This is a genomic window from Synechococcus sp. A15-62, from assembly GCF_014280075.1.
Classification (GTDB): Bacteria; Cyanobacteriota; Cyanobacteriia; order PCC-6307; family Cyanobiaceae; genus Parasynechococcus.
In genome coordinates this window covers 13,953-37,283 of record NZ_CP047950.1, presented here as the reverse complement: position 1 = coordinate 37,283, position 23,331 = coordinate 13,953, and the positions used below count along the sequence as shown (strand labels likewise).

Here is a 23,331-nt window from a genome sequence, read left to right as displayed (position 1 = left end):
AGGCCCCCACAAACAATCACTTTAGTGAACTCAGATCAACACGCAAGCATTGAGATCAAGATTCACATCACAGGCCAAAAAATTGTCGAAAATGCAGCGCTCGACACATTGACGGGCTTTTCGTTCAAGGCAGAATTACTTCAACTGATGCATTCGGATGCATAGCAGGGACGCGGTTTTTCTCGACGAACTCTGTCCCAAATTGCGCGTTCGGAGATGGCGACAGTCTCTTCACACTTTTACCGGCCAAAGTTGCATTTACTGCGGCAAACCTTCCGAATCAATTGATCACATTCACCCCCAGGCCAAAGGGGGTTCAAGTGTTACCGAAAATTGTGTGCCGGCCTGCTTGTCCTGCAACGGACGCAAATCTGACGCCGACGTTTTCGACTGGTACCGGCGACAGCGCTTTTATGACCCACGTCGCGCCATGGCGATTCGGGCCTGGATGGATGGCGACCTGCGACTCGCCGTTCGCCTGCTGCAATGGGCCCAACCGGAACACCCCATCAACGAGCCGGACGATATCTCGATTGCGGCTCAGGCTGCCTGAGGCTCACCAAACCCGGCAGACATCCGAGGAGTGGTGACGCTGGCAGATGGAGGCCTGAACACCAGGGTCTTCAGGCGCCAGCACCACAGCACCGGCGAGCAGAGCAGCCGTCAGGATGGCCCGGAGCACGATGGATCCGGAGCGGGAGCGATGGAGAGACGACGACGTCACGACAGTACATTTGATCTAATACAGGTGTACTGATGCTTGCTGATCTTGTCAAGCGGTCACTGCCGCTGTCGGCTGACAGCAAGCTGTTGGTGCTGGGCGGCGGATACAGCGGACGTTGTCTGGCCGGCCTGGCCCGAGCCCTGGGAACACCGGTGCTCTGCACCCGCCGCTCCCTCGACTCTGCCGAGGCTGATCTGCTCTTCGACAGCAACGGTCAAGACCAGCTCAACCCTGCTGCCCTGAACGGCGTCACCCATCTGCTGTCGACCATCCCCCCGGATCGCGACGGCAACGATCCAGTCTTGTTGAAGCTGCTGCCAACGCTCGTAAACCTGCCGCTGCGCTGGGCGGGCTATCTATCCACCACAGGGGTTTACGGCGATCGTCAGGGCGGTTGGGTGTCGGAGCATGACGACCCGGCGCCGGGGCTGGATCGCAGCATGCGCCGCCTGAACTGCGAAAAAGCTTGGTTGCACTCAGGTCTGCCGATCCAGATTCTGCGTCTGCCAGGCATCTATGGCCCGGGCCGATCAGTGCTAAACGGCTTGGAGCAAGGGCGTGCCCGCTTGATCGACAAGCCCGGCCAGGTGTTCTGCCGCATCCACGTAGAAGACATCGCAGGAGCCTGCTGGCACCTCATGCATCGCGCTGAACAAGGGGTTCCAGCAAGCCCAGGAAATGGGAGCATCGTGAATGTGGTGGATGACCTGCCCGCTCCCACCGCCGAACTGATGCGACATGCCGCAGACCTGTTGGGTTGTGCTTTGCCACCGCTCGAACCGTTCGACCAGATCGTGGAGAGCATGAGTCCGATGGCTCAGTCGTTCTGGAGCGAGAACCGCCGCGTCAGCAACCACAAGCTCTGTCACGAGCTCGGTTATGCATTGCTGCACCCGAACTACCGCGTCGGGCTGCAGGATTGCCTGAACCAGGACAAACTCAATTCGCCTGACCTGGGTTCTCCCCCTCGATCAGCCAACGGTTGAAATCGAAGCCCTCGCCTTCCTCAGGCAGGGAAAGCCCCACATCCTCAAGAAAACGGGAGAGGTGCAGTTCGATCCAGCCATTGCTCAAACCAGCGGCCAATCCCACCAACAGACACCCCAGCAGCAGCAAGCGCAGCACAGCGATGGGCCCCCACGATTCAACGAACCCTAGGCATGAGCTGGTGATCGCTCTCGGCGATCCCGCGGGCATCGGCATGGAAGTGGTGCTGAAGGCCCTCGCCTCACCCACGCTCCCCCCGGAGCTCCAACCCCTGCTGGTGGGTTGCCGACGCACGTTGATCAGCACCCACGCGCGACTGCAGCGGCAAACGAGCCACCCCCTTGCCGACCCTGCAGCCCTCAGAATCGACGACCAACCACTGAAGGCGAGCGTTCAGCCAGGACAACCCACCACTGGCGGGGCCGATGCGGGGTTTCGCTGGCTCACCCGCGCCGTGGAACTGCTGCAGGAACGAGGGTCCCGCGCCCTGGTCACCGCCCCCATTGCCAAACACCTCTGGCATGCGGCCGGCCATCGCTATCCCGGGCAGACCGAACGGCTGGCTGAGTTGGCTGGACGCCAGCGCTCCTCAATGCTGTTCACCGCCGTCTCTCCAACCAGCGGCTGGCGCCTGAACACCTTGCTGGCCACCACCCACATCCCCCTCAACCAGGTCCCTGAGGCGCTGACCCCAGACCTGGTGCATCACAAACTGAACGTGCTGGAGGGGTTCTGTCGACGCTTCACGAGCACACCACGTCTGCGCATTGCCGGCCTGAATCCCCATGCCGGTGAAGCCGGTCAGCTGGGCCAAGAAGAAGCCGAATGGCTGCTGCCGCTGCTGGATCAATGGCGGAAGGAGCATCCTCAGGTGCAGCTGGAGGGACCCGTACCTCCCGACACCTGCTGGATCAGCGCTGCTCGCGCTTGGCAGATGCCAAACCAGGCAGGGCCCGACGGGATCCTGGCCCTGTATCACGACCAGGGGCTCATTCCCGTGAAGCTGCTGGCCTTCGACGCTGCGGTGAACACCACCTTGGAACTGCCGTTCCTGCGCACCTCTCCCGACCATGGCACCGCCTTCGACATTGCAGCCCAAGGCATCGCCAGCCCTGAAAGCACAACGGCGGCCATTCAGGCCGCCTGGGACCTGAGCTGACTCAGGCCGGCTTAACCCGCATCAGCACCTGACCGAATTCAACGGGGGTGCCGTTGTCCACCAGGATCTCCACCACTTCACCGCCAACCTCAGACTCCAGCTCATTCATCAGCTTCATCGCCTCAAGAATGCAGACGGTCTGGCCGACGTTGATCCGACTACCCACCTCAACAAAAGCGGGTTCACCCGGAGCGGGAGCGCGATAGAAGGTGCCCACCATGGGAGCCGTGACTTCGAGCAGGTCACTGCGGGTTGCGGTGGATGCAGGCGGCGCAGCTGCGGGCTCGGAGGACGCAACGGGCGCTGGTGCAGCAGCAGCAACCGGGGCGGGCATGACCGGGGCCATGACGGCCTGAGCCGGCAGGTTGCGACGGATTTCCAGACGGAAGTCATCCCCTTCCAGCCGGAACTCCTGGATATCGCTCTCCCCGAGCGCCTCCAGCAGGCGGTGCAGTTGTTCGTGATCCAGCTGCATGGTCATCCGTTTTCGCGCCCGAGGTAGCTGTCGTTGCGGGTGTCCACTTTGATCTTTTCTCCCACAGAAAGGAAGAGCGGCACCATCACTTGTGCACCGGTTTCAAGAATGGCGGGCTTGGTGCCACCGGTGGCGGTATCGCCTTTGACGCCAGGATCGGTTTCTTTGATCTCCAGAACCACGGAGTTGGGCAGTTCAACCTCGAGGGGGGTGTCGTTCCAGGACACCACGTTCACCTCCATGCCCTCCTTGAGATATTTGCGGCTCTCACCAATCTGGTCGGCGCTGAGGCGGGTCTCCTCATAGGTGGCCATGTCCATGAAGACATAGTCCTCACCTTCCATATAAGTGTGCTGAAGCGAGGATTTCTCCAACATCGCCTGGGGAAGCATCTCCCCGGCGCGGAAGGTTTTCTCCACCACGTTCCCGGATTTCACCGCCTTGAGCTTGGTGCGCACGAAGGCAGATCCCTTGCCGGGCTTGACGTGCAAGAACTCGACAACGCGCCAAACGGCCCCATCGATCTCAATCGTGGTGCCGGTGCGGAAGTCGTTACTGGAGATCATTCCCACCGAACGGTTCATCGGACTATACGGCTGTGCCAAAGTCCCGTCAGCACTGGGGTTCCCCCTTGGTCCATCAGCGTTTGAACGCCGTCCTTGCTGTTCTGATCAGCTTTGCTCTGATCACAATCGCCGCCCCTGCCTGGGCCGCATTGCCCCAGGGCAATGCTGTGAAGGACCCTGCCGCGATTCTTCGGGACGCGCTTCCCTTCGATCAGGACGACATCCGCGAACTGCAGCATCGGCTGGAACTCACCAGTGACGATCTGCGGGCCAAACGCTGGACAGCCCTCGGCAAGACAGTGTCACGCACTGAATCGCTGCTCAACACCCGCCGCGACACCATCCTGAACGCGGTCCCTGAAGCCAAGCGCGGTACGGCTGAAGCACTGTTTGAGAGCGTGGATCAGGGGCTTGAAGACCTAAAAGAGAAGGTCAAAGCCACCGACAAACCAGGCTTTATCGCCGATCGACGCCGGACGCTGCGCTGCATCGGTGATGTGGAGGCTCTGCTGGTTCCCGACGGCTTTGAACGGGAGATCCCCGCAGAATTCGACGCCCTGCCGAGGCTGCAGGGACGCGCCACCCTCAGCGTGAGCACCACCCAGGGGGAGCTGACCACCGTGGTGGATGGCTACAACGCCCCACTCACCGCAGGTGCCTTCGTCGATCTCGCCCTCAAGGGCTTCTATGACGGCCTGCCATTCATCCGGGCCGAGGATTTCTACGTGCTCCAGAGCGGTGATCCGAAAGGGCCGGAGATCGGCTACGTGGATCCAAAGACCAAGCAGGAGCGCCATGTGCCCCTGGAGATCCGCGTACCAGGCGAAGACGACACGATCTACAACGAAACCTTTGAAGACGTGGGCCTGTTCATGGCCACACCGACCCTTCCGTTCGCGACCCTGGGCACCCTTGGCTGGGCCCATTCAGACCAGGCCCTGGACGACGGATCCTCGCAGTTCTTCATGTTTCTCTACGAGGCGGAGCTCACCCCGGCTGGTCTGAACCTCGTGGATGGCCGCAATGCAGCCTTCGGCTACGTGATGGATGGGTTCGATGTTCTGGAGGAATTGGGCGTCGATGACCGGATCACCGCCGTGAAGGTGATCGAGGGAGCGGAGCAACTCAAAGCCCACGCATGAGACCGACCCTGGCGGAGCTGACTGAAGCGGAGCTGCTCAGGCGGCTGGCGCGCTTCGCTCCGCCCGATCAGCTCAGTGACGACACCGCAGCCCTGGCCGCCGACGCCCGGCCGCTGCTGATCAACACTGACGTTCTGGTGGATGGCATCCATTTCAGCGATGCCACCACAACCGCCATGGATGTGGGCTGGCGCGCGGTTGCCGCCAACCTGTCCGACTTGGCCGCCAGTGGTGCCATCGACATCGATGGAATCACCGTGGCCCTGGTCGCCCCAGGCCACACCCGTTGGGACTGGGTGGACGGGGTGTATCAAGGCATCAGTGCCGCCTTGGGGCAGTACGGCGGCGTTCTGCTGGGAGGTGACTGCTCCAAAGGAGAGCAGAGGCTGCTCTCGATCACGGCACTCGGCCGACTCGGACCCCTGCGTCTGCATCGCAACGCAGCCCGCCCTGGCGATGTGCTGGTCACCAGTGGGCCCCATGGGCTCAGCAGACTGGGCCTTGCCCTCCTGCAGGACGATCCAAGCGTGCGTGACATCGCATTGTGCTCAAACCTGCGGAACCAGGCAATCGCACGCCACCAACGCCCGACACCACGTCTGAAGAACGTCCAGCAGCTACTGGCCTGCAAACCGAAGCATCTGCCCTGGCGGGCTGGGGGAACCGACAGCAGCGACGGACTGCTCTCTGCCGTTGCAGGTCTCTGCAGCAGCAGCGGCTGCGGAGCGGTGCTGCACAACGACCAGCTTCCAACGGCCGAAGGCTGGCCTGAGGGAGCTCAATGGACGGATTGGTGCCTCGCCGGAGGAGAGGACTTTGAGTTGGTGCTGAGCCTTCCGGAGGCCTGGGCCGATGTGTGGCAGCGATGCGTCCCCGAAAGCCAGCGCATCGGCCAAATCAATGCAGAAGCGGGCGTCATCCGCTGGGCCCACAACCACGAACAAGTGGACAATAGCGGATTTGATCACTTCGGCCAGTCCTGAGCAGCCCTAAGTGACGAAAACTGACCAAAAAAAATCCCCCCCAGATCGGGAGGGATCAGAAAAGCGATCAACTGGCGATCACTTCCAGTTCTTGGCCACCACTTCGGCGAGGTCAACAACACGCTGGCTGTAGCCCCACTCGTTGTCGTACCAGGCCAGGATCTTCACAGCCTTGTCACCCATGGCGTAGGTGAGGTCGGCATCAAAGATGGTGGACTCGTTGGTGCCGGCGTAGTCGGTAGACACCAGAGGCAGATCGCTGTACTTGATGATCCCCTTCATGCCGTTCTCGGAAGCCGACTTGATGGCGGCCTTGATGTCGTCGACGCTGGCGGCGCGGGAGGGGCCGAAGGTGAGGTCAACAGCGGAGACGTTCGGGGTGGGAACGCGCATGGCGAAGCCGGTGAGCTTGCCCTTCACCTCGGGGTAAACCAGAGCCACGGCCTTGGCTGCACCGGTGGTGGTGGGAACCATGTTCAGAGCTGCAGCACGGGCGCGGCGCAGGTCGCGGTGGCTGTTGTCCAGGATCCGCTGGTCGCCGGTGTAGCTGTGGATGGTGGTCATCAGACCCCAGTCAAGGCCGAAGTTCTGATCCAGAACCTTGACGATCGGGGCCAGGCAGTTGGTGGTGCAGCTGGCGTTGCTGAGGATGTCCCAGTCTTCGTGGCGGTACTGGTCGTCGTTGACGCCCACAACGAAGGTGCCGACGCGATCACCCTTGCCAGGGGCGGTGAGGATCACCTTCTTGGCGCCAGCCTGGATGTGCATGCTGGCCTTCTCGTCAGTGTTGAACACACCGGTGGACTCGATCACCAGATCAACGCCCCACTCCTTCCAGGGGCAGTTGAGGGGATTGCGGTCGGCGAAGAACTTGATCTCCTTACCGTTGACGAACATTGAGCTGTCCGTGGTCTTGATGTCTACGGAGGGATCAAGACGTCCAAGGATGGAGTCGTAGGTCAGCAGGTGAGCGCTGGTGGCGGGGTCGGAGGTGGAGTTCATCCCCACGATTTCCAGGCCGGTGTCAGCGCCACGGCTGATCCATCCCCGCAGGACATTGCGACCGATCCGGCCGAATCCATTGATCGCAACGCGCAGGGTCATGGCAGAAGCGGCAAAGCCGCGCAAGGGTTTTGGCCGCCGATCATACAGAAATCAGCAGAAATACCTTGTTCCACCCCTTCAATCAGCTCGATCCGGCCCTCAGCACGGCAGACAAGCCGCGGCAACTGACTTATCTTTCTCCAGACTGAAGCCCTCCGTTGCCGCGCCTGTTCGATCGTCAGACACCAGTCCACTTCATCGGTGTCGGCGGAATTGGTATGTCGGCTTTGGCTCGGATTCTCGTCGACCGCGGTCACTCGGTCAGCGGCTCAGACCCGAGTGACAATGCGACAACACAACAACTGAAGACGCTCGGGGTGAAGGTCTTCCGTCAGCAGGACGCCACCTGCATTGATGCCCTCACGGGAGCAACAGCCACTGGCTCACCGGTGGTGGTGATCAGTACAGCCATCCCCGAGAGCAATCCGGAACTGCAACGGGCCCGACAGCAAGGGCTGGAGATTTGGCATCGCTCCGATCTCCTGGCGGCTCTGATCGAGCAGCAACCCTCCATTGCAGTCGCCGGCAGCCACGGCAAGACCACCACCAGCACCTTGATCACCACCTTGCTGCTGGAGGCCGACCAGGACCCAACCGCTGTGATTGGAGGCATCGTCCCCAGCCTCGGCAGCAATGGCCATTCCGGCCAGGGGAAGCTGCTTGTGGCCGAGGCGGATGAATCCGACGGGTCCCTGGTGAAGTTCTGCCCCAGCCTGGGGGTGATCACCAACCTGGAGCTGGATCACACCGATCACTACTCCAGCCTCGACGAGCTGATCTCCACCCTGCAACGCTTCGCAGGGGGTTGCGATCGCGTGCTGGCCAATCACGACTGCCCGATCCTGCAGGAACACTTCCAGACAACGGCATGGTGGTCCAACCAGAGCGCCGAATCCGTTGACTTCGCTGCCCTTCCCTTGAGCCTTGAAGGCGATCGCTGCGTCGCCCGTTTCTATGAAGACGGCCACCCCGTCGGCGACTTCACCCTGCCGATGGCCGGGCTACACAACCTGAGCAATGCAACAGGCGCCTTAGCCGCCTGCCGGATGGAAGGACTCCCCTTCGACCAATTGGTGGAGGGCCTCGCTGGCCTGAAGGCACCGGGCCGCCGATTTGATCTTCGGGGCACCTGGAAGGGTCGTCACATCGTTGATGACTACGCCCACCATCCCAGTGAGGTGAAGGCAACCCTGGAGATGGCACGCCTGATGGTGCGCAGTGGCCGCAGTCCACTCCCCACAGCACCACAACGGCTCCTGGCGGTGTTCCAGCCGCACCGCTACAGCCGCACCAGGCAGTTCCTCGATGGCTTCGCAAAAGCCTTGCAGAACTGTGATCTGCTGCTGCTGGCTCCCGTCTATCCCGCAGGCGAGCAACCGCTGCAGGGCATCAGCAGCAACGCCCTGGCGGATCGGGTGCGCAAGCTGAAACCGGATCTGGAGATCGCCGTCGCAGACAACCTCGATCAACTCACCGAGCTGGTGATTCAGCACAGCCTCGAGAACGATCTTGTTCTGGCCATGGGTGCTGGCGACGTGAATGGACTGTGGTCAAGGCTGACGTCATGACCCAGTGCGATGCCCGCCTGCCGCAGGCCCGAGTCAAGCTGGCGGACTACACCACCTGGCGGGTGGGAGGAGCAGCCGAATGGCTAGCCGAACCCGCCAGCCTTGAGGAAACCCAGGCCTGGATCGAATGGGCCGCTCACCAGGGCATGCCCTGCCGCGTCATCGGAGCTGGGTCGAACCTGCTGATTCACGATGACGGCCTGCCGGGGCTCTCGCTCTGTCTGCGCAAACTTCAGGGGCTGCAGCTTGATGCCACCACGGGGACCGTGGAGGTGCTCGCCGGCGAACCGATCCCATCAATGGCAAGACGCGCTGCCCGCGCTGGATTGCATGGTCTGGAGTGGTCGGTTGGCATCCCGGGAACCGCTGGCGGTGCGGCTGTGATGAATGCAGGAGCCCAGGGAGGCTGCACAGCGGAATGGCTGGAGTCGGTCCGGGTCATGCCCCTGGAGGGGGGCAACTGCTTTGAGCTGCAGCGGGATCAACTGGACTTCGCCTACCGGCACAGCCGTCTTCAAAAGGACAACCTCGTGGTGTTGTCGGCACGGTTCCGCTTGCAGCCCGGTCACGATCCGGATGAACTGAAGCGGGTCACCACGGCGAACCTCAGTCACCGCACCACCACGCAGCCCTACCAACAACCCAGCTGCGGCAGTGTCTTCCGCAATCCCGAACCGCTCAAGGCCGGACGGCTGATCGAAGAGCAGGGGCTGAAGGGAACCCGGATCGGCGGCGCCGAAATCTCAACCGTGCATGCCAATTTCATCGTCAACACCGGTAATGCCCAGGCGAAGGACATCGCCCAGTTGATCCACCTGGTGCAGGACCGCATCGAAGCCGAACACGGAATCCGTCTGCACACCGAAGTGAAGCGGCTGGGATTCGCTTCGGCGGCTTAACCTTCCGGCTCTCACAGGATCGCCATGGCAGGGTTCGGACTCCCCAATTTCGGCCAGCTCACCGAAGCCTTCAAGAAGGCCCAGGAGATTCAACAGAACGCTCAGGCCCTGCAGGACGAACTGGACGGGATGGAGATCGAAGGCAAGAGCAGCGATGGCCGTGCCAGCGTTTGGCTGTCGGGCAACCAGCAACCCCTGCGGGTGCGGCTGGACCCAGCCCTACTGCAGGAGGGCCAACAAGCGAGCGAAACGGCCACCCTGGAAGCCCTGCAGGCGGCCTATGAGCAATCCACCGCCACAATGAAGGGCCGGATGGAAGAACTCACCGGTGGCCTGAATCTCAACCTCCCCGGGATGGGCGGCTGAGGCTGCTCTGCTCGATCAGCGCGGCCTTGTAGAGGGCATAGCGTTCCCAGTCCGTCGACACACCGCAGCCGGGCTCACCACGATGCAGGCAGTCGCGGAAGCGACAGGGCCAGGGATCAAGTTGCTGCCGCAGCTCCGGAAAGAGGACCCCCAGTTCCTGGGGATCCTCCGGAAGATCGGGGCGGTTGAACCCAGGTGTGTCAGCCACCCTCGCACTCGGGCCCAGGGGAAACAGCTCCACATGGCGGGTGGTGTGGCGCCCGCGCTGCAGTCGACCGGACACCGCAGCGGTACGCAGGTGAAGATCAGGGCGCAACTGGTTGAGCAGGCTGCTCTTGCCCACGCCAGAAGGCCCACACAGCACCGAAAGCTGCGCACCAGCCAAACGCTGCCGTAAAGCATCAATGCCCGTTCCGGCTGCACTGGACAGCGCCAGCGGGTCATAGCCCCACCCCTGCAACCGGGTGACAAGCCGCTCGAGCGCTGCAGCTGAAAGAAGGTCTGTCTTGGTGAGCAGAAGGATCACCTCCAACCCGGTCCGTTCCGCCGTCAACAGGAAGCGACTGGCCTGATCAGGGTCAAAGCTGGGCTGTTCCACTGCCAACACCACAGCCACCAAGGAGACGTTGGCCACCGGTGGGCGTGTGAGAAAGCTGTGGCGTGGCTCGACCTCGGCCACCACGGCACGCCCCTGGCCTGGATCAATGGCCTCAACGCGAACCCGATCGCCCACATAAACGGCTTCACCCCGATGGCTGAGCCGGGTGCGACGGGTGCAGAGCAGCCGCCCTGGGCATCCATCAGGTGCAACATCCAGTTCAACCTCCAGGTAGTTGGCCTGGAGCGCCACCACCATCCCGGATGCCACCGAACGAGCGGTGTCAGCCACCGCAGATCACCTCGATGGTGATGGCATCCGGCGTTTGATCAATGCACTCCACACGATGGCCTGCATCCCGCAGACCTGGAAGAACCATGGCCTCAGGCTCACCTCGATCGAGACAGACCTCGAGACAATCACCGCTGCTCATCTGCTCGAGGGTGAGCTTGCAGCGAATGAAATTCACCGGACAGGGCGTTCCCCGCAGATCCAGGGAACGCCTGCTCATCCCTTCTGACCGAACAAGCGAGCGAACAGACCACTGTTGTGGTGGTGGTGTTGCTTGCCGCGGGCGGAATGGTGACCTGCCAACTGCTCGAGGAGCTCCCGCTCCACATCACTGATCCGCTTGGGCAGATCCACGGTGACCGTCACGCGCTGATCACCCCGTGCCACCGGATTCCCGAGCTTGGGAATGCCCAGGTTCGGCAAGGTAAGCACTGTGCCGGGCTGGGTGCCGGAGGGGATGTCCAGCTCCTTGCTGCCATCCACCGTCTCCACCTCGATGGTGTCGCCAAGAATCGCCTGGAGGTAGCTGACCTTGACCTCCGAGAAGATGTTCAGGCCATCCCGCTGCAAGCGCGGATGATTGCGAACGGTGAGGAAGACGTAGAGGTCACCGGACGGCCCTCCCCGAGGTCCGGCGTTGCCTTCACCGGTCACACGAAGCCGTGTTCCGGTGTCCACCCCGGCAGGAATGTTGATCCGCAGCTTCTTGCGCACCTGTTTGACACCCTGGCCACCACAGGACCCGCAAGGATCGGAAATCACCTGGCCCGTGCCTCCGCAGTTGGGGCACTCGGCGACCTGGGTGAAGCTGCCGAAGGGAGTCCGGGTGGCACGGCGCACTTGCCCGGCTCCGCCGCAGGTGCCGCAGGTGGTGGGTCCACTGCCCGCTTTGGCACCGCTACCGCCGCAGGTGTCGCAGGTCTCCAGATGCGGGATCTTGATCTCCTGCTCCTGACCGAACACCGCCTGCTCGAAATCAATCGTCAGGTCGTACCGAAGGTCATCCCCCTGCTGAGGGCCCTGACGCCGCGGCCGACCAGCTCCAGCACCCCCGGGTCCACCGAAGCCCTGGAAAAACGTCTCGAACAGGTCCGCGAATCCGCCCATGTCCCCCATGTCGGGAGCACCGGCCGCACCGCCGAGGCCGGCTTCACCGAACTGGTCGTAACGGGCCCTGGTCTGGGGATCACTGAGCACCTCGTAGGCACGACCGATTTCCTTGAAACGGTCTTCAGCACCCGGATCCTTGTTGATGTCGGGGTGGTATTGACGCGCCATGCGCCGATAAGCCCGCTTGAGGCTGTCGGGATCCACATCCCGGCTGACGCCGAGCAGGTCGTAGAAGTCGGCCATCAGGCCTCCTCCGCCGTCTGATCCGGTGCCGCTGCCGCTTCAGCAGGCGCTGAGCCTGGATCGGATGGTCCTGGACCCATCGACACCTTCACCATGGCGTGGCGAAGCACACGCCCGTCGCGGTGGTAGCCGCGCTGGAGCTCCTCGCACACCACGTCCTCGGCGAACTCGCTGCTTTCCTCCCGCAGCACGGCCTCATGCAGATTCGGGTCGAACTCCTGGCCAACCACATCCATCCGGGCCACCCCCTGCTGCTTCAGCACCTCCACCAGTTGCTTGTACAGACCCTGGTAACTGCGATGCAGCGCCTGAGCTTCCTCCCCTTCAGGATTCAGCTGCTGACGGGCCCGCTCGAAATTGTCGACGACGGGGAGAATCTCCGTGAGGGTCGAGCAGACCAGCTGCTGACGCATGTCGTCCTGGTCGCGGCTCTGGCGCTTGCGGAAGTTGTCGAAATCCGCCGCAATGCGCATGTATTGGCTGTTGAGCGTGTCGTACTCCTGCTTCAACGCGCTCAATTCCTGCTCGAGCTGCTGCATCCGATCGGCCGGATCCACCGCTGCAGGGGCCTGTTCAGACGTCGCCTCGGGCGCATCCGGAGCGGACTCCGGCGTGGCTGGAACAGCACCGGAAGCAAAGGTCTGGTCCTGCTCTGGGGTGGAGGCGTCGCCGCTCATGCTTACCGCTCAGGGATTTCTGTTTAAACATGTTGAAGGGCAACGCTTACCTCCCACAAGCTGCGGAAGCCCGCACCTCGGTCACCATCCATGACTCTGACGCTGCCCACCCCCGATGCCGGCGACACGGCACGGCAGCGTTTCGCCCTTGAATTGCTGTTGCAGCAACCGGTTCCGGGCCCAGAGCAACTGCTGGCAAGCCGCAAACTGCTCAACGACGCCCTGCCGGACGTCAGCCCGGATCAATGGCGGGCACTACAGGCAATGCCGATCGCCATCGGAGCTGACCACCTGGACATCGCGATCCCCAGCCAGTGGCGAGACCAGGAATGGCAGCAGCTGATCAATCAGCTGCCGGACCAACACCGCACAATCCGCCTGCACCCCGCCATCGAAGCGGATCTGCAGCGAGCCTTGGCCACAGAAACGAATCAGCCAACGACAGAACCAAACCCGCCAGCCACAGAAGAGTTGAGCAACCCTGCTCCTGCAGAGACAGCAAGCACGCTCGCTGTGAATGCTGAGTCCTTTCTGCACGACTTCAACCCCGATGGGGTGTTGGAGAGCGACGAGGACGACGAAGCCCAACTGGCTCGGGATGCCATTGACCTTGAGGCCAGCCTCAAGGATGCGGAAGCCTCGCCCGTCGTGACGCTGGTGGACCGAATCCTGCTGCAGGCCATGGCCGTGGGGGCCAGTGACATCCACGTGGAACCGCAGCAAAAAGGGTTACGGCTGCGATTCCGTCAGGACGGGGTGCTTCAGCAACACGTGGAGCCGCTCCCCAGTCGCCTGGTTCCAGCGGTGACATCCCGCTTCAAGATCCTGGCGGATCTCGACATTGCCGAACGACGCCAGGCCCAGGACGGCCGCATTCGCCGCAAGTACCGCGACCGGGTGATCGATTTCGCGTCAACACGCTGCCCAGTCGCTTCGGTGAAAAGGTCTGTCTGCGCCTGCTGGACAGTGGAGCGACTCAACTGGGGCTGGACAAACTGATCGACGATCCCGATGCACTTGCCTTGGTGCGAGAGCTGGGGTCCAAACCCTTTGGATTGATCCTGGTCACCGGGCCAACGGGCTCCGGCAAGTCGACCACCCTCTATTCACTTCTCGCCGAGCGCAACGATCCGGGCATCAACATCTCCACGGTGGAGGACCCGATCGAATACACCCTGCCTGGCATCACCCAGTGCCAGGTGAACCGAGACAAGGGCTTCGACTTCGCCACGGCGCTAAGGGCGTTCATGCGCCAGGACCCGGACGTTCTGCTGGTGGGTGAAACCCGTGATCTCGAAACCGCAAAAACAGCAATCGAAGCCGCACTGACCGGTCACCTGGTGCTCAGCACCCTGCACGCCAACGATGCCCCTAGCACCATTGCCCGCCTGGATGAAATAGGCGTAGAGCCCTTCATGGTGTCGGCATCTCTGATCGGGATCATTTCCCAGAGGCTGCTGCGCAGGGTCTGCTCCCACTGCCGCGAGCCCTACCGGCCCGAGGAGCGGGAACTGGGCCGCTTCGGCCTGATGGCCAGCCGGAAGGCGGATGTCACCTTTTACCGGGCGCATCATCACGGCCCCAACGAACCGGTCTGCCCCCATTGCCAGGGGAGCGGCTACAAGGGCCGCGTCGGCATCTATGAGGTGCTGCGGATCCAGGAGGACATGGCCACGGCCATCTCCAAGGGCGCCAGCACCGATGTGATCCGCCAGCCAGCCCTGGAATCAGGAATGGTGACCCTGCTCGGCTACAGCCTCGAACTGGTGCGACGGGGCGAGACGACGCTGGAAGAGGTGGGGCGGATGGTGCTGACGGATTCGGGACTGGAATCCGAGCGCAGAGCCCGCGCTCTCAGCACAAAGACCTGTGAAGGATGCGTTGCCGGCCTGCAGGAAGGCTGGCTCGAGTGTCCCTATTGCCTGACACCACGCCACTGAGGAGGCGGTCATGGATCTGATGATCGAAGACCTGATGGAACAACTGGTGCAGGGCGGTGGCAGTGATCTGCACCTAGCCACCGGTCAACCGCCCTACGGCCGCTTCAGCGGTGAACTGCGTCCGATGACGGACCGACCCCTGGCCGAGGAGGACTGCAACAAGCTGATCTTCTCGATGTTGAACAACAGCCAGCGCAAGACGCTGGAGCAGACCTGGGAACTGGACTGCGCCTACGGCCTCAAGGGAGTTGCACGCTTCCGCGTGAACGTCTACCGCCAGAAAGGCAGCTATGCCGCCTGCCTGCGAGCCCTTGGCAGCACGATTCCCAGCGTTGAACTGCTGAACCTGCCTCCTGTGGTGCTGGAGACCAGCGCGCGGCCCCGAGGTCTGGTGCTGGTGACGGGTCCAACCGGCTCAGGGAAGACCACAACCCTGGCGGCTCTGTTGGATCACATCAATCACACCCGCAGCGAACACATCCTCACGATCGAAGACCCGATCGAATTCGTGTACCAGAGCGACAAAAGTCTGGTGCACCAACGCCAGCTGAACGAAGACACCCGCAGCTTCGCCAACGCCTTGCGCGCCGCCCTGCGAGAGGACCCGGACGTGATCCTGGTGGGGGAGATGCGGGACCTTGAGACCATTCAACTGGCGGTGAGTGCCGCCGAAACCGGACATCTCGTCTTCGGAACCCTGCACACAAGCTCCGCCGCCCAGACCGTGGACCGAATGGTCGACGGTCTGGGCGGCGGAACAACAGACGCAGATCCGTGTGCAGCTCTCGGGCAGTTTGGTCGCTGTGTTTTCCCAGACCCTTTGCCGGCGTCAGAACCCGGCAGCAGGACAGTTCGGTCGAGTGATGGCCCAAGAAATCCTGATCAACACACCCGCCACCGCCAACCTGATCCGCGAGGGGAAAACAGCCCAGCTCTATTCCCAAATCCAAACAGGGGGAGAACAAGGTATGCAGACCCTGGAGAAAGCCTTGGCCAACCTTGTACTCAATGGGGATGTTTCCCGCGCCGAAGAGCTGCGGCCCGTCAGCCCTGCAAACACCCAGAACGGCAAAGCTGATGGAATCGACGAGAAAGGTCTGAAATCAATCGACCTCAACCGCTTGTTTGAGAAAGCGCCGGGCGTCAAGGAGAAAGCCGTGTTCGCCAGCAAGCTGGCGGCCCTGGTCGATGCCGGCGTGCCGATCGTGCGCAGCCTCGATCTGATTGCGACGCAGCAGAAACTGCCGATTTTCAAACGTGCGCTCACCAAAGTGAGCCTCGACGTCAACGAGGGAATTGCCCTGGCAACAGCACTGCGTCAGTGGCCGAAGGTGTTTGACCAGCTCAGCATCGCCATGGTGGAAGCCGGGGAAGCCGGCGGTGTACTGGATGAAGCCCTGAAGCGACTGGCCAAGTTGCTGGAAGACAACGCCAAACTTCAGAACCAGATCAAGGGAGCCCTGGGCTATCCCGTGGCGGTGCTGGTGATCGCCATCCTGGTGTTCCTGGGCATGACCATCTTTCTGATCCCGACCTTCGCGGGGATCTTCGAAGATCTGGGTGCCGAGCTGCCGGCCTTCACCCAACTACTCGTCGACTTGAGCGAACTGCTGCGATCGCCTGTGGCGCTCTACGCAGCTGGAGCCATCCTGCTTTCCATCTGGCTGTTCGGTCGGTTCTATGCCACCCACAACGGCCGTCGAACAATCGACCGACTGGTATTGAAACTGCCACTGTTCGGCGAACTGATCCTGATGACAGCGACAGCTCAGTTCTGCCGGATCTTCAGTTCGCTCACGCGGGCCGGTGTGCCGATCCTGATGTCGATGGAGATCTCGAGCGAAACGGCGGGCAACTCAATCATTTCCGACGCCATCCTTGCCTCGCGCGGCATGGTGCAGGAGGGGGTGCTCCTCAGCAATGCGCTGATCCGCCACAAGGTGCTGCCCGACATGGCTCTGAACATGCTGGCCATCGGGGAGGAAACCGGTGAGATGGACAAAATGCTCAGCAAGGTGGCGGACTTCTATGAAGACGAAGTCGGCGCCATGGTCAAGGCACTCACCTCAATGCTGGAGCCCGCAATGATTGTGGTGGTGGGTGGAATCGTGGGATCCATCCTGCTGGCGATGTACCTGCCGATGTTCACCGTGTTTGATCAGATCCAGTGAGCACTGCCGCGATGGCCTGGCCCGCCAACCAGCCGCCGCTCCAGCAGGCCTGGAAGTTGAAACCACCGGTCACCCCATCCACATCCAGCAGTTCACCCGCCAGATAAAGGCCAGGGCAGCGACGGCTCTCCATCGTGGCCAGGTTGACGTCCCCCAAGGAAACACCGCCGGCGGTGACGAACTCCTCCCCAAAGGGTCCACGTCCCTGGATCGGCACACGCTGCGCACAAAGCAGCTCCACCAATCGACGCTCCAGCTTGATCGGCAGATCCGCCCAACGGCGCTCTGACTCCACCCCAGCCATGGTCAAAAAGGCTTGCCACAATCGCCGCGGCAGATGCTCGCAGGGCTTCGCTGCTGAAAGGGTTCGCCGGGCCTGCTCCTGTCGCCACTGCTGCAGCCGCTGCTCCACCCCTTGACGGCCCAGACCTGCACTCCAATCCACTTTGAGCTCACCCATATAGCGGTTCTGATGCAGGGCCCTGGCGGCAAAGGCTGACAGGCGCAACGTGGCGGGTCCACTCAGACCACGGTGGGTGATCAGCACCCGCCCGGTCTGGCGGAAGCGCTGATCGCCCAGCTTGAGATCAAGACCCACATCGTCGATGGCAATGCCACTGCAGGCCGAGAGGGCCGGTGCCTGCAGGGCAAGGCTGAACAGCGATGGCACCGGCGGCACCACCTGATGGCCGAGGGCTGCCGCCAGGTTTCGGCCACTGGGATGCCCACCCGTGGCCAGCATCAAGCAGCCCCCATGCAAAGGCTCGAGGCCTCGGCCCTCGAGCACAAAACCCCCCTCGGGGTGAACGCGCACCTGCTGGACCATGGCCTTCGTGCGCAGCTGAACACCCGACGCCCTTGCCGCCTTCTGCAGGCACTGAATCACGGCCTCAGAACGGTTCTGCTGCGGGAACATCCGTCCATCGGGTTCCTCCACCAGCGTTAGCCCATGCTCGTCAAACCAGGCGATCGCATCACCGCAGGCGAAGCGGCTGAAGGGCCCCCGCAGCGGTCGACTGCCACGGGGGTAATGGGTCGCCAGTTCACGGGGGTCCCAGCAGGCATGGGTCACATTGCAACGACCGCCACCGCTGATGCGCACCTTCTGAAGGGGCTCAGGGGTCCCTTCCAACACCAGCACCTGCTGAACCCCCTGCTCGGCTGCGGTGATCGCCGCCATGTACCCGGCAGGACCACCGCCAACAACGATCAGATCAAGCGGGCTGGAAGCGGAGGGCGACACCGTTGTTGCAGTAGCGCTTGCCAGTGGGTCGTGGTCCGTCATTGAACACATGGCCCTGGTGCCCACCACAACGGCTGCAGTGGTATTCCGTGCGCGGCAGGATCAATTTGAAATCTACTTTCGTGGCGATGGCTCCATCCAGGGGCTGCCAGAAGCTGGGCCAGCCGGTGCCGCTGTCGAATTTGGCCTCCGACGAAAACAACGCTGCATCACAACCAGCGCAGTGATAGGTGCCGGAACGCTTCTCCCCATTGAGCGGACTAGTGAAAGGGCGCTCCGTTCCCTCATTGCGCAACACGTCATAGGCCTGGGGAGACAACCGTTCACGCCACTGGTCGGCATTGAGATCCCACGAGGGGTCGCCAGCTTTGGATGCCGCCAGCACAGGCTGAGGTCTCCAGAGACTGCCAAACACCCCTGCCATTGCTGCCAACAGCAGCGATCGACGGGACAGAACGGCGGCACTCAAGCTCATCGGTGCTGAAGAGGGAATCTCGGGCGGTTCTAATGGATTGATGACTGCCTCCGGATCCACCGCTGCCTACCGCTTCAGTGTGGCGCCGATGCTGGATTGCACCGACCGCCACTTCCGGGTGCTGATGCGGCAGATCAGCCGCAGGGCCCTGCTCTACAGCGAAATGGTGGTGGCCCAGGCGCTGCACCACAGCAAACGCCGCAACAAGCTGCTGGATTTTGATCCTGTGGAGCATCCCATCGCCCTGCAGGTGGGGGGGGACGACCCAGTCCTGCTGGCTGAGGCGGCACGACTGGCTCAGGACTGGGGCTACGACGAGATCAACCTGAATGTGGGTTGTCCCAGCCAGAAGGTGCAGGCCGGAAATTTCGGTGCCTGCCTGATGGCGGAACCGGATCTGGTCGCCCGCTGCGTGGAAGCCATGGTGGACGCAGGGGGACTCCCCGTGACCGTGAAGCATCGGATCGGCATTGACGATCTCGACAGCGATGCGCTGCTGACGAACTTCGTGGATCGGGTGGCGCTGGCGGGGGCCAGCCGCTTCGCTGTTCATGCCCGTAAGGCTTGGCTGGAGGGCCTCGATCCCAAGCAGAACCGAACGATTCCTCCGCTGCAGCATGAGCGCGTGGTGGCTCTCAAACAACGTCGCCCCGATCTGGTGATTGAACTCAACGGGGGGCTGGAATGCCCTGAAGACTGCCTTCAGGCACTGGAAGGCTGCGATGGCGCCATGGTGGGCCGAGCAGCCTACAGCCATCCCCTGCGCTGGACCAGCGTCGATGCCTTGATCTTCGGGGAGGAATCACGCCAGATCCTGGCGTCAGACGTTGTAGACGGGCTGCTTCCCCATGCTGCCGCTCATCTGGAACGAGGGGGCCGACTCTGGGACCTCTGCCGTCACCTGGTGCAACTCGTGGAAGGTGTCCGTGGTGCACGGCACTGGCGCCGGGAGCTGGGGGAGAAAGCCCAGCGCCCAGGAGCCGACCTGAAAGTCTTGGTCCAAGCCGGGCAACAGCTGAAGGACGCAGGACTCTGATCAACGGCTGAGGTCAGCCCTTAGCTCCGCCGTAACCGGAATAATCATCGCCACCGCCACTGGACGATCCACGGCGACGACGGCTGCGACCTTCGTCGTAGGCATTGCCCTCACCAGCGTTATCGCGGGCGCCATAGCTGCGGTCTTCCCAGCCCCGTGCACCGGAGGGACGATCGCCACCGCCGTAGCCACCACCGCCGCCGCCGCCATAGCCGCCGCCACCACCGCGATAACCACCACCACCACCGCCACCGCCGTAGCCACCACCACCGCCGCCGCCATAACCGCCGCCGCCACGACGGGGGGCGCTGCCGCGGGGCTCCGCTTTGTTGATCCGCAGAGGACGGCCCATCAGTTCTGCACCCTGCAGCCCCTCAATCGCTGCCTCTTCAGTTGACTCATCGGCCATCTCAATGAAGGCAAAACCACGCTTGCGGCCTGTGTCCCGCTCAAGGGGCAGCGCGCAGTTGGTCACTTCACCGAACTGGGCAAACAGTTCAATCACATCTTCCTGCTCAGCGCGGAAGGGAAGGTTGCCGACAAAAATGCTCACGTTTTGCGTGGACCGGGTACGAAACAGTGGACCGATGAGGCCTTGAACATTGCCATCGGGCCATAACTCCGGAACGAAGTGACATACCTCTGGCTGATTAAGCGTAGACCCGTTTATGGGTGAGAGTCATCCCACCGGCTGAGTTCCGTTGAAACGCTGTAACCAGCGCTGAAGCTGTTCATCAACACGCTCAAATCCTGTCCCCCCTTCACTGCGACGAGCGGCTACAACAGCACGTGGCGCCAGGGCGTCATGCAGATCCGCCTCAAAGGCTGGGTGGAGTTCCTTCCAGGCAGTCAGATCAAGGTCCCGCAAGAGACATCCCTGCTCCAGACAGCGCCGGACCACAGCACCGACCAATTGATAAGCCTCGCGAAATGGAACACCGCGAGACACCAGATAGTCGGCCACATCCGTTGCGTTGGAGAAATCCTGCTCCACCGCTTCATTAAGGCGTTCGACTCTGAAATCAAGGCCTTCCTCAAACAAAATCGCCATCGCCTCAACACAATCACGTGTTGTGCGGAAGGCATCAAACAGCGCCTCCTTGTCTTCCTGAAAATCCTTGTTGTAAGCCAGCGGAAGACCCTTAATCATGGTCAGCAACCCCTGGAGATGTCCGAAGACACGTCCGGTTTTGCCCCGAACCAGCTCAGGCACATCGGGATTCTTCTTCTGAGGCATCAGGCTGCTGCCCGTGGCACAGCGGTCGCTGAGCCGCACGAAGCCGAATTCCTCGGACGCCCAGGCGATCACCTCTTCCGCCAGACGGCTGAGGTGCACCATCACCAAGGAGGCGGCAGCGGAGAACTCAACGCAGAAGTCACGGTCACTGACCGCATCGAGGCTGTTGGCATAAACCGCTGAAAAACCGAGCTCCTTCGCGGTGCGCTGGCGATCAATCGGGACCGGCGTGCCCGCCAGGGCAGCAGCGCCAAGCGGGCAGATGTTCACGCGTTTCCGCACATCCTGAAGTCGCTCACGGTCGCGCTCCAGCATCTCGACATAGGCGAGCAGGTGATGGGCGAGACAGAGCGGCTGGGCCCTCTGCAAGTGGGTGTACCCGGGAATCATGGTGCGGCGATGGCGATCCGCTTGGGTCAGCAGTGCCCCCTGCAACCGCTGCAGATCCTGATCCAGGCCATCCAGCCGTCGCCGCAGCCAGAGGCGTAGATCAGTCCCAACCTGATCGTTGCGGCTGCGTCCGGTGTGCAACTTCTTGCCAACAGGTCCCAGCAAGGCAATCAGCCGGCGTTCCACAGCGAAATGAACATCCTCATCGGCCAAACCGGGCTGGAAACTGCCGGATGCCGCCTCAGCACGAACGGTCTCCAGGCCCTCCACCAGCTGCTCAGCTTCTGCCTCCGTGATCACCCCCACGCTGGCAAGCATCCGGGCATGGGCGATCGACCCGTCGAGATCCTCCTGAAGAAGGGTCAGGTCAAAACCGATGGAGGCGTTAAACGCCTCGATGAAGGGATGCAGACCCTGCTCAAAACGATCGCTCCAGGTGCCTGCAGCACCACCGGTCACCCCACCAGCCATCAAGTCATCCGTCGATTTCCTCAGCTTGTCAGGCGATTGACCGTCCCTGCACACTCGGCAACGTGACGGCCTCCGGAACTTTCAGCACCACAAGCGACGCGTCATCCTCCAACTGACGATCCGGACCAACAAAACGGTCCAAGCGTTCAAACAGGCTTTCCAGAATTCCCTGCGCCCCCTGACCACTGCGACAGGCCGTTTCAAGAGCACGAATCAGCCGCGCCTCGTCGAAACGATCGCCCGTGATCCCCGGTGCTTCAGTCACACCATCGGTGTAGTAGAGCAACACGTCTCCCGGTTCGAGGCGAACCTCACCAAGAGCGAACTCAGCCTCAGGTTGCAGACCGATCAGGAGCCCAGCGGCGTCGAGCCGCATGATCACCCGTCGCTCGGCGCGCCAAAGCAGGGGCGGGTTGTGGGCCGCATTGGCATAACGCAACCGCAACGTGCGCGGATCCAGGTCGGAATAAAACAGCGTCACGAACCGGTGCGACTGCGCCAGGTCTTCCTGCGCCAGCTGGTTGAGGTCGTGAAGAATCCGATCCGGTGGCAGACCGCTAAGAACCTCTGCGCGCAGCATCCCGCGCAGCATCGTCATCAGCAGACCGGCGGGCACGCCCTTGCCCATGACATCGCCCATCACCAGGGCCCAGCGACCCCGCTCACGGCGTCGGCCGATGAGTTCCGGACGGGTGGGAATGAAGTCGTAGTAGTCACCGCCCACCTGAAAAGCGGGCCGGCAGCGCGCGGCCAGGTCAACGCCCTCGATCACGGGGCAACGGTCCGGCAACAACTGGGCCTGAATCTCCGCGCCGATGCTGAGTTGTCGATCCACCCGCTCATGCCGACGGGCATCCTGCAGCATCTGATCGTTTTCGATCGCAACACCAGCAAGATCCGCCACCAACTGAACGTGCCGACGGTGCACCTCGGTCCAGACCAACCCGCCGTTGCGGGCGTAGACGTAAAGGCGGCCCCGCGTCCGACCACGGGCCGTCACAGACGTGGCGAACAAAGCAGCTTTGGGCAAGCAGCGTTGCACCAGACGGTCGAGGGCCAGCAACTGCTGATCGTCGCTGCCGAAACCAACGGCAGATCCCGGTTCAAAGGCCGCTAAGCGCTGCAGAAGATCCTGGGACAGCTCAGCTGGACTCCCCTGCAACTGATCACGCCAGAGGCGACCATCCGACTGAAACGGAACAAGCAAAGCCCCCTCAACACCCACCAGACGCGAGGCCACGACGGGCACAAGCTCAAGAAAACGCTGGAGGTTGGTGAAGCTGCGGAGAGCAAACCCCAGGGAGACCAACAGATCCTGATTGCGGCGCTGTTCACTGCTGAGGCTGTCAAACAGCTGACGCAACGAAGCCATCGCCTCGGGCGAGGGGTTCCCGGTCCGCTGCGCAGCGCTGGGGTGACGTCCGGGCGGCTTGCTGCTCAACCTCGCACCCCCAGGGTCCGCAAGGTAGCAACGCT

At 62.3% G+C, this 23,331-nt stretch carries 26 protein-coding genes and 1 pseudogene; 12 read left to right on the top strand and 15 right to left on the bottom strand.

The window, feature by feature from the left end; all coding sequences use genetic code 11:
• Positions 1 to 157 precede the first annotated feature (157 nt).
• Positions 158 to 553 carry an HNH endonuclease gene (locus SynA1562_RS00190; RefSeq protein ID WP_186494203.1) on the top strand — a complete coding sequence of 132 codons (396 nt, stop codon included), beginning with the start codon at positions 158 to 160 and terminating at the stop codon, positions 551 to 553.
• A gap of 3 nt (positions 554 to 556) precedes the next feature.
• Here SynA1562_RS00190 and SynA1562_RS00185 read toward each other — a convergent pair whose 3' ends face one another.
• Positions 557 to 724: a serine protease inhibitor gene (locus tag SynA1562_RS00185; protein ID WP_255445678.1), complete on the bottom strand. Its 168-nt coding sequence runs from the start codon at positions 722 to 724 to the stop codon at positions 557 to 559.
• A gap of 32 nt (positions 725 to 756) precedes the next feature.
• On the opposite strand from SynA1562_RS00185, the gene SynA1562_RS00180 reads away from it, so the two are divergent.
• Complete coding sequence (locus SynA1562_RS00180) at positions 757 to 1,710, top strand: SDR family oxidoreductase (protein WP_186494202.1); 954 nt, start codon at positions 757 to 759, stop codon at positions 1,708 to 1,710.
• On the opposite strand, the gene SynA1562_RS00175 is transcribed toward SynA1562_RS00180, so the two are convergent.
• Positions 1,664 to 1,849 (bottom strand): hypothetical protein, encoded by a 186-nt coding sequence (locus SynA1562_RS00175; protein WP_041434302.1) that lies wholly within the window; start codon positions 1,847 to 1,849, stop codon positions 1,664 to 1,666. The two genes, SynA1562_RS00180 and SynA1562_RS00175, sit on opposite strands and share 47 nt — an antisense overlap.
• Before the next feature lie 4 nt (positions 1,850 to 1,853).
• Between SynA1562_RS00175 and pdxA the strand changes: the two genes are divergently transcribed.
• Positions 1,854 to 2,870 carry a 4-hydroxythreonine-4-phosphate dehydrogenase PdxA gene (gene pdxA / locus SynA1562_RS00170; RefSeq protein ID WP_186494201.1) on the top strand — a complete coding sequence of 339 codons (1,017 nt, stop codon included), beginning with the start codon at positions 1,854 to 1,856 and terminating at the stop codon, positions 2,868 to 2,870.
• Between the two features lies 1 nt (position 2,871).
• On the opposite strand, the gene accB is transcribed toward pdxA, so the two are convergent.
• Positions 2,872 to 3,351, bottom strand: a complete 480-nt coding sequence (accB, locus tag SynA1562_RS00165; protein ID WP_186494200.1) for an acetyl-CoA carboxylase biotin carboxyl carrier protein — start codon at positions 3,349 to 3,351, stop codon at positions 2,872 to 2,874.
• Entirely contained in the window at positions 3,348 to 3,911 is a 564-nt protein-coding gene (efp, locus tag SynA1562_RS00160; RefSeq protein ID WP_011363074.1) for an elongation factor P, read from the bottom strand. The genes accB and efp overlap by 4 nt, the downstream gene beginning before the upstream one ends.
• A 65-nt stretch (positions 3,912 to 3,976) precedes the next feature.
• Here efp and SynA1562_RS00155 point away from each other — a divergent pair, with 65 nt between their 5' ends.
• Together SynA1562_RS00155 and thiL are read left to right on the top strand one after the other, a co-directional pair.
• A complete protein-coding gene (locus SynA1562_RS00155) occupies positions 3,977 to 5,053 on the top strand; it encodes a peptidylprolyl isomerase (protein WP_186494199.1) in 1,077 nt (358 codons plus the stop codon).
• Entirely contained in the window at positions 5,050 to 6,036 is a 987-nt protein-coding gene (gene thiL / locus SynA1562_RS00150) for a thiamine-phosphate kinase (protein ID WP_186494198.1), read from the top strand. Before SynA1562_RS00155 ends, thiL begins: the two co-directional genes overlap by 4 nt.
• 78 nt (positions 6,037 to 6,114) lie before the next feature.
• Here thiL and gap read toward each other — a convergent pair whose 3' ends face one another.
• Complete coding sequence (gene gap / locus SynA1562_RS00145; protein ID WP_038556735.1) at positions 6,115 to 7,140, bottom strand: type I glyceraldehyde-3-phosphate dehydrogenase; 1,026 nt, start codon at positions 7,138 to 7,140, stop codon at positions 6,115 to 6,117.
• Positions 7,137 to 7,397, bottom strand: coding sequence for a hypothetical protein (locus SynA1562_RS00140; protein WP_186495456.1), 261 nt, complete (start codon positions 7,395 to 7,397; stop codon positions 7,137 to 7,139). The genes gap and SynA1562_RS00140 overlap by 4 nt, the downstream gene beginning before the upstream one ends.
• On the opposite strand from SynA1562_RS00140, the gene murC reads away from it, so the two are divergent.
• Genes murC through SynA1562_RS00125 form a run of 3 tightly spaced genes read left to right on the top strand, consistent with a single transcriptional unit; the run spans position 7,299 to position 9,973 of the window.
• Positions 7,299 to 8,708 carry a UDP-N-acetylmuramate--L-alanine ligase gene (gene murC / locus SynA1562_RS00135; RefSeq protein ID WP_186494197.1) on the top strand — a complete coding sequence of 470 codons (1,410 nt, stop codon included), beginning with the start codon at positions 7,299 to 7,301 and terminating at the stop codon, positions 8,706 to 8,708. The genes SynA1562_RS00140 and murC overlap by 99 nt on opposite strands.
• Entirely contained in the window at positions 8,705 to 9,607 is a 903-nt protein-coding gene (gene murB, locus SynA1562_RS00130) for a UDP-N-acetylmuramate dehydrogenase (RefSeq protein WP_186494196.1), read from the top strand. The genes murC and murB overlap by 4 nt, the downstream gene beginning before the upstream one ends.
• Before the next feature lie 24 nt (positions 9,608 to 9,631).
• Entirely contained in the window at positions 9,632 to 9,973 is a 342-nt protein-coding gene (locus SynA1562_RS00125) for a YbaB/EbfC family nucleoid-associated protein (RefSeq protein WP_011363068.1), read from the top strand.
• Here SynA1562_RS00125 and rsgA read toward each other — a convergent pair.
• Genes rsgA through grpE form a run of 4 tightly spaced genes read right to left on the bottom strand, consistent with a single transcriptional unit; the run spans position 9,948 to position 12,892 of the window.
• A complete protein-coding gene (gene rsgA / locus SynA1562_RS00120) occupies positions 9,948 to 10,829 on the bottom strand; it encodes a ribosome small subunit-dependent GTPase A (RefSeq protein WP_186495234.1) in 882 nt (293 codons plus the stop codon). The genes SynA1562_RS00125 and rsgA overlap by 26 nt on opposite strands.
• A 25-nt stretch (positions 10,830 to 10,854) precedes the next feature.
• Complete coding sequence (locus SynA1562_RS00115) at positions 10,855 to 11,082, bottom strand: sulfurtransferase TusA family protein (protein ID WP_114988831.1); 228 nt, start codon at positions 11,080 to 11,082, stop codon at positions 10,855 to 10,857.
• Positions 11,079 to 12,215 (bottom strand): molecular chaperone DnaJ, encoded by a 1,137-nt coding sequence (gene dnaJ / locus SynA1562_RS00110; protein WP_186494195.1) that lies wholly within the window; start codon positions 12,213 to 12,215, stop codon positions 11,079 to 11,081. The genes SynA1562_RS00115 and dnaJ overlap by 4 nt, the downstream gene beginning before the upstream one ends.
• Positions 12,215 to 12,892, bottom strand: coding sequence for a nucleotide exchange factor GrpE (gene grpE / locus SynA1562_RS00105; protein WP_186494194.1), 678 nt, complete (start codon positions 12,890 to 12,892; stop codon positions 12,215 to 12,217). Before grpE ends, dnaJ begins: the two co-directional genes overlap by 1 nt.
• A 90-nt stretch (positions 12,893 to 12,982) precedes the next feature.
• Here grpE and SynA1562_RS00100 point away from each other — a divergent pair.
• The 3 genes and pseudogenes from SynA1562_RS00100 (at position 12,983) to SynA1562_RS00090 (ending at position 17,003) form a co-directional block, all read left to right on the top strand.
• Positions 12,983 to 14,832 (top strand): annotated as a pseudogene (locus SynA1562_RS00100) (GspE/PulE family protein).
• A gap of 10 nt (positions 14,833 to 14,842) precedes the next feature.
• Positions 14,843 to 15,910 (top strand): type IV pilus twitching motility protein PilT, encoded by a 1,068-nt coding sequence (locus SynA1562_RS00095; protein ID WP_370593219.1) that lies wholly within the window; start codon positions 14,843 to 14,845, stop codon positions 15,908 to 15,910.
• A complete protein-coding gene (locus tag SynA1562_RS00090; RefSeq protein ID WP_370593218.1) occupies positions 15,822 to 17,003 on the top strand; it encodes a type II secretion system F family protein in 1,182 nt (393 codons plus the stop codon). Before SynA1562_RS00095 ends, SynA1562_RS00090 begins: the two co-directional genes overlap by 89 nt.
• On the opposite strand, the gene SynA1562_RS00085 is transcribed toward SynA1562_RS00090, so the two are convergent.
• Both SynA1562_RS00085 and msrB read right to left on the bottom strand, forming a co-directional pair.
• A complete protein-coding gene (locus SynA1562_RS00085) occupies positions 16,978 to 18,246 on the bottom strand; it encodes an NAD(P)/FAD-dependent oxidoreductase (RefSeq protein ID WP_186494193.1) in 1,269 nt (422 codons plus the stop codon). The two genes, SynA1562_RS00090 and SynA1562_RS00085, sit on opposite strands and share 26 nt — an antisense overlap.
• A complete protein-coding gene (gene msrB / locus SynA1562_RS00080; RefSeq protein ID WP_186494192.1) occupies positions 18,218 to 18,721 on the bottom strand; it encodes a peptide-methionine (R)-S-oxide reductase MsrB in 504 nt (167 codons plus the stop codon). Before msrB ends, SynA1562_RS00085 begins: the two co-directional genes overlap by 29 nt.
• A 40-nt stretch (positions 18,722 to 18,761) precedes the next feature.
• Here msrB and dusA point away from each other — a divergent pair, with 40 nt between their 5' ends.
• Entirely contained in the window at positions 18,762 to 19,757 is a 996-nt protein-coding gene (dusA, locus tag SynA1562_RS00075; RefSeq protein ID WP_186494191.1) for a tRNA dihydrouridine(20/20a) synthase DusA, read from the top strand.
• A gap of 13 nt (positions 19,758 to 19,770) precedes the next feature.
• Here dusA and SynA1562_RS00070 read toward each other — a convergent pair whose 3' ends face one another.
• The 3 genes from SynA1562_RS00070 to SynA1562_RS00060 form a co-directional block, all read right to left on the bottom strand.
• Positions 19,771 to 20,310, bottom strand: a complete 540-nt coding sequence (locus tag SynA1562_RS00070) for an RNA-binding protein (protein ID WP_186494190.1) — start codon at positions 20,308 to 20,310, stop codon at positions 19,771 to 19,773.
• 126 nt (positions 20,311 to 20,436) lie between these two features.
• The gene (argH, locus tag SynA1562_RS00065) at positions 20,437 to 21,855 is read right to left on the bottom strand and encodes an argininosuccinate lyase (protein ID WP_186494189.1); all 1,419 of its coding nucleotides are present in this window, start codon (positions 21,853 to 21,855) and stop codon (positions 20,437 to 20,439) included.
• Positions 21,856 to 21,883: 28 nt separating this feature from the next.
• Positions 21,884 to 23,296, bottom strand: a complete 1,413-nt coding sequence (locus SynA1562_RS00060) for a PP2C family protein-serine/threonine phosphatase (RefSeq protein ID WP_186494188.1) — start codon at positions 23,294 to 23,296, stop codon at positions 21,884 to 21,886.
• Positions 23,297 to 23,331 lie beyond the last annotated feature (35 nt).

Coding starts and splice junctions, on each gene's coding strand:
- dnaJ (WP_186494195.1), bottom strand. CDS start 12,215: ATGGCCGACTTCTACGACCTGCTCGGCGTCAGCCGGGATGTGGATCCC.
- efp (WP_011363074.1), bottom strand. CDS start 3,911: ATGATCTCCAGTAACGACTTCCGCACCGGCACCACGATTGAGATCGAT.
- SynA1562_RS00180 (WP_186494202.1), top strand. CDS start 757: ATGCTTGCTGATCTTGTCAAGCGGTCACTGCCGCTGTCGGCTGACAGC.
- dusA (WP_186494191.1), top strand. CDS start 18,762: ATGACTGCCTCCGGATCCACCGCTGCCTACCGCTTCAGTGTGGCGCCG.
- SynA1562_RS00115 (WP_114988831.1), bottom strand. CDS start 11,082: ATGAGCAGGCGTTCCCTGGATCTGCGGGGAACGCCCTGTCCGGTGAAT.
- msrB (WP_186494192.1), bottom strand. CDS start 18,721: ATGAGCTTGAGTGCCGCCGTTCTGTCCCGTCGATCGCTGCTGTTGGCA.
- grpE (WP_186494194.1), bottom strand. CDS start 12,892: ATGAGCGGCGACGCCTCCACCCCAGAGCAGGACCAGACCTTTGCTTCC.
- SynA1562_RS00125 (WP_011363068.1), top strand. CDS start 9,632: ATGGCAGGGTTCGGACTCCCCAATTTCGGCCAGCTCACCGAAGCCTTC.
- accB (WP_186494200.1), bottom strand. CDS start 3,351: ATGACCATGCAGCTGGATCACGAACAACTGCACCGCCTGCTGGAGGCG.
- gap (WP_038556735.1), bottom strand. CDS start 7,140: ATGACCCTGCGCGTTGCGATCAATGGATTCGGCCGGATCGGTCGCAAT.
- murB (WP_186494196.1), top strand. CDS start 8,705: ATGACCCAGTGCGATGCCCGCCTGCCGCAGGCCCGAGTCAAGCTGGCG.
- rsgA (WP_186495234.1), bottom strand. CDS start 10,829: ATGGTGGTGGCGCTCCAGGCCAACTACCTGGAGGTTGAACTGGATGTT.
- SynA1562_RS00190 (WP_186494203.1), top strand. CDS start 158: ATGCATAGCAGGGACGCGGTTTTTCTCGACGAACTCTGTCCCAAATTG.
- pdxA (WP_186494201.1), top strand. CDS start 1,854: ATGGGCCCCCACGATTCAACGAACCCTAGGCATGAGCTGGTGATCGCT.
- thiL (WP_186494198.1), top strand. CDS start 5,050: ATGAGACCGACCCTGGCGGAGCTGACTGAAGCGGAGCTGCTCAGGCGG.
- argH (WP_186494189.1), bottom strand. CDS start 21,855: ATGGCTGGTGGGGTGACCGGTGGTGCTGCAGGCACCTGGAGCGATCGT.
- SynA1562_RS00095 (WP_370593219.1), top strand. CDS start 14,843: ATGGATCTGATGATCGAAGACCTGATGGAACAACTGGTGCAGGGCGGT.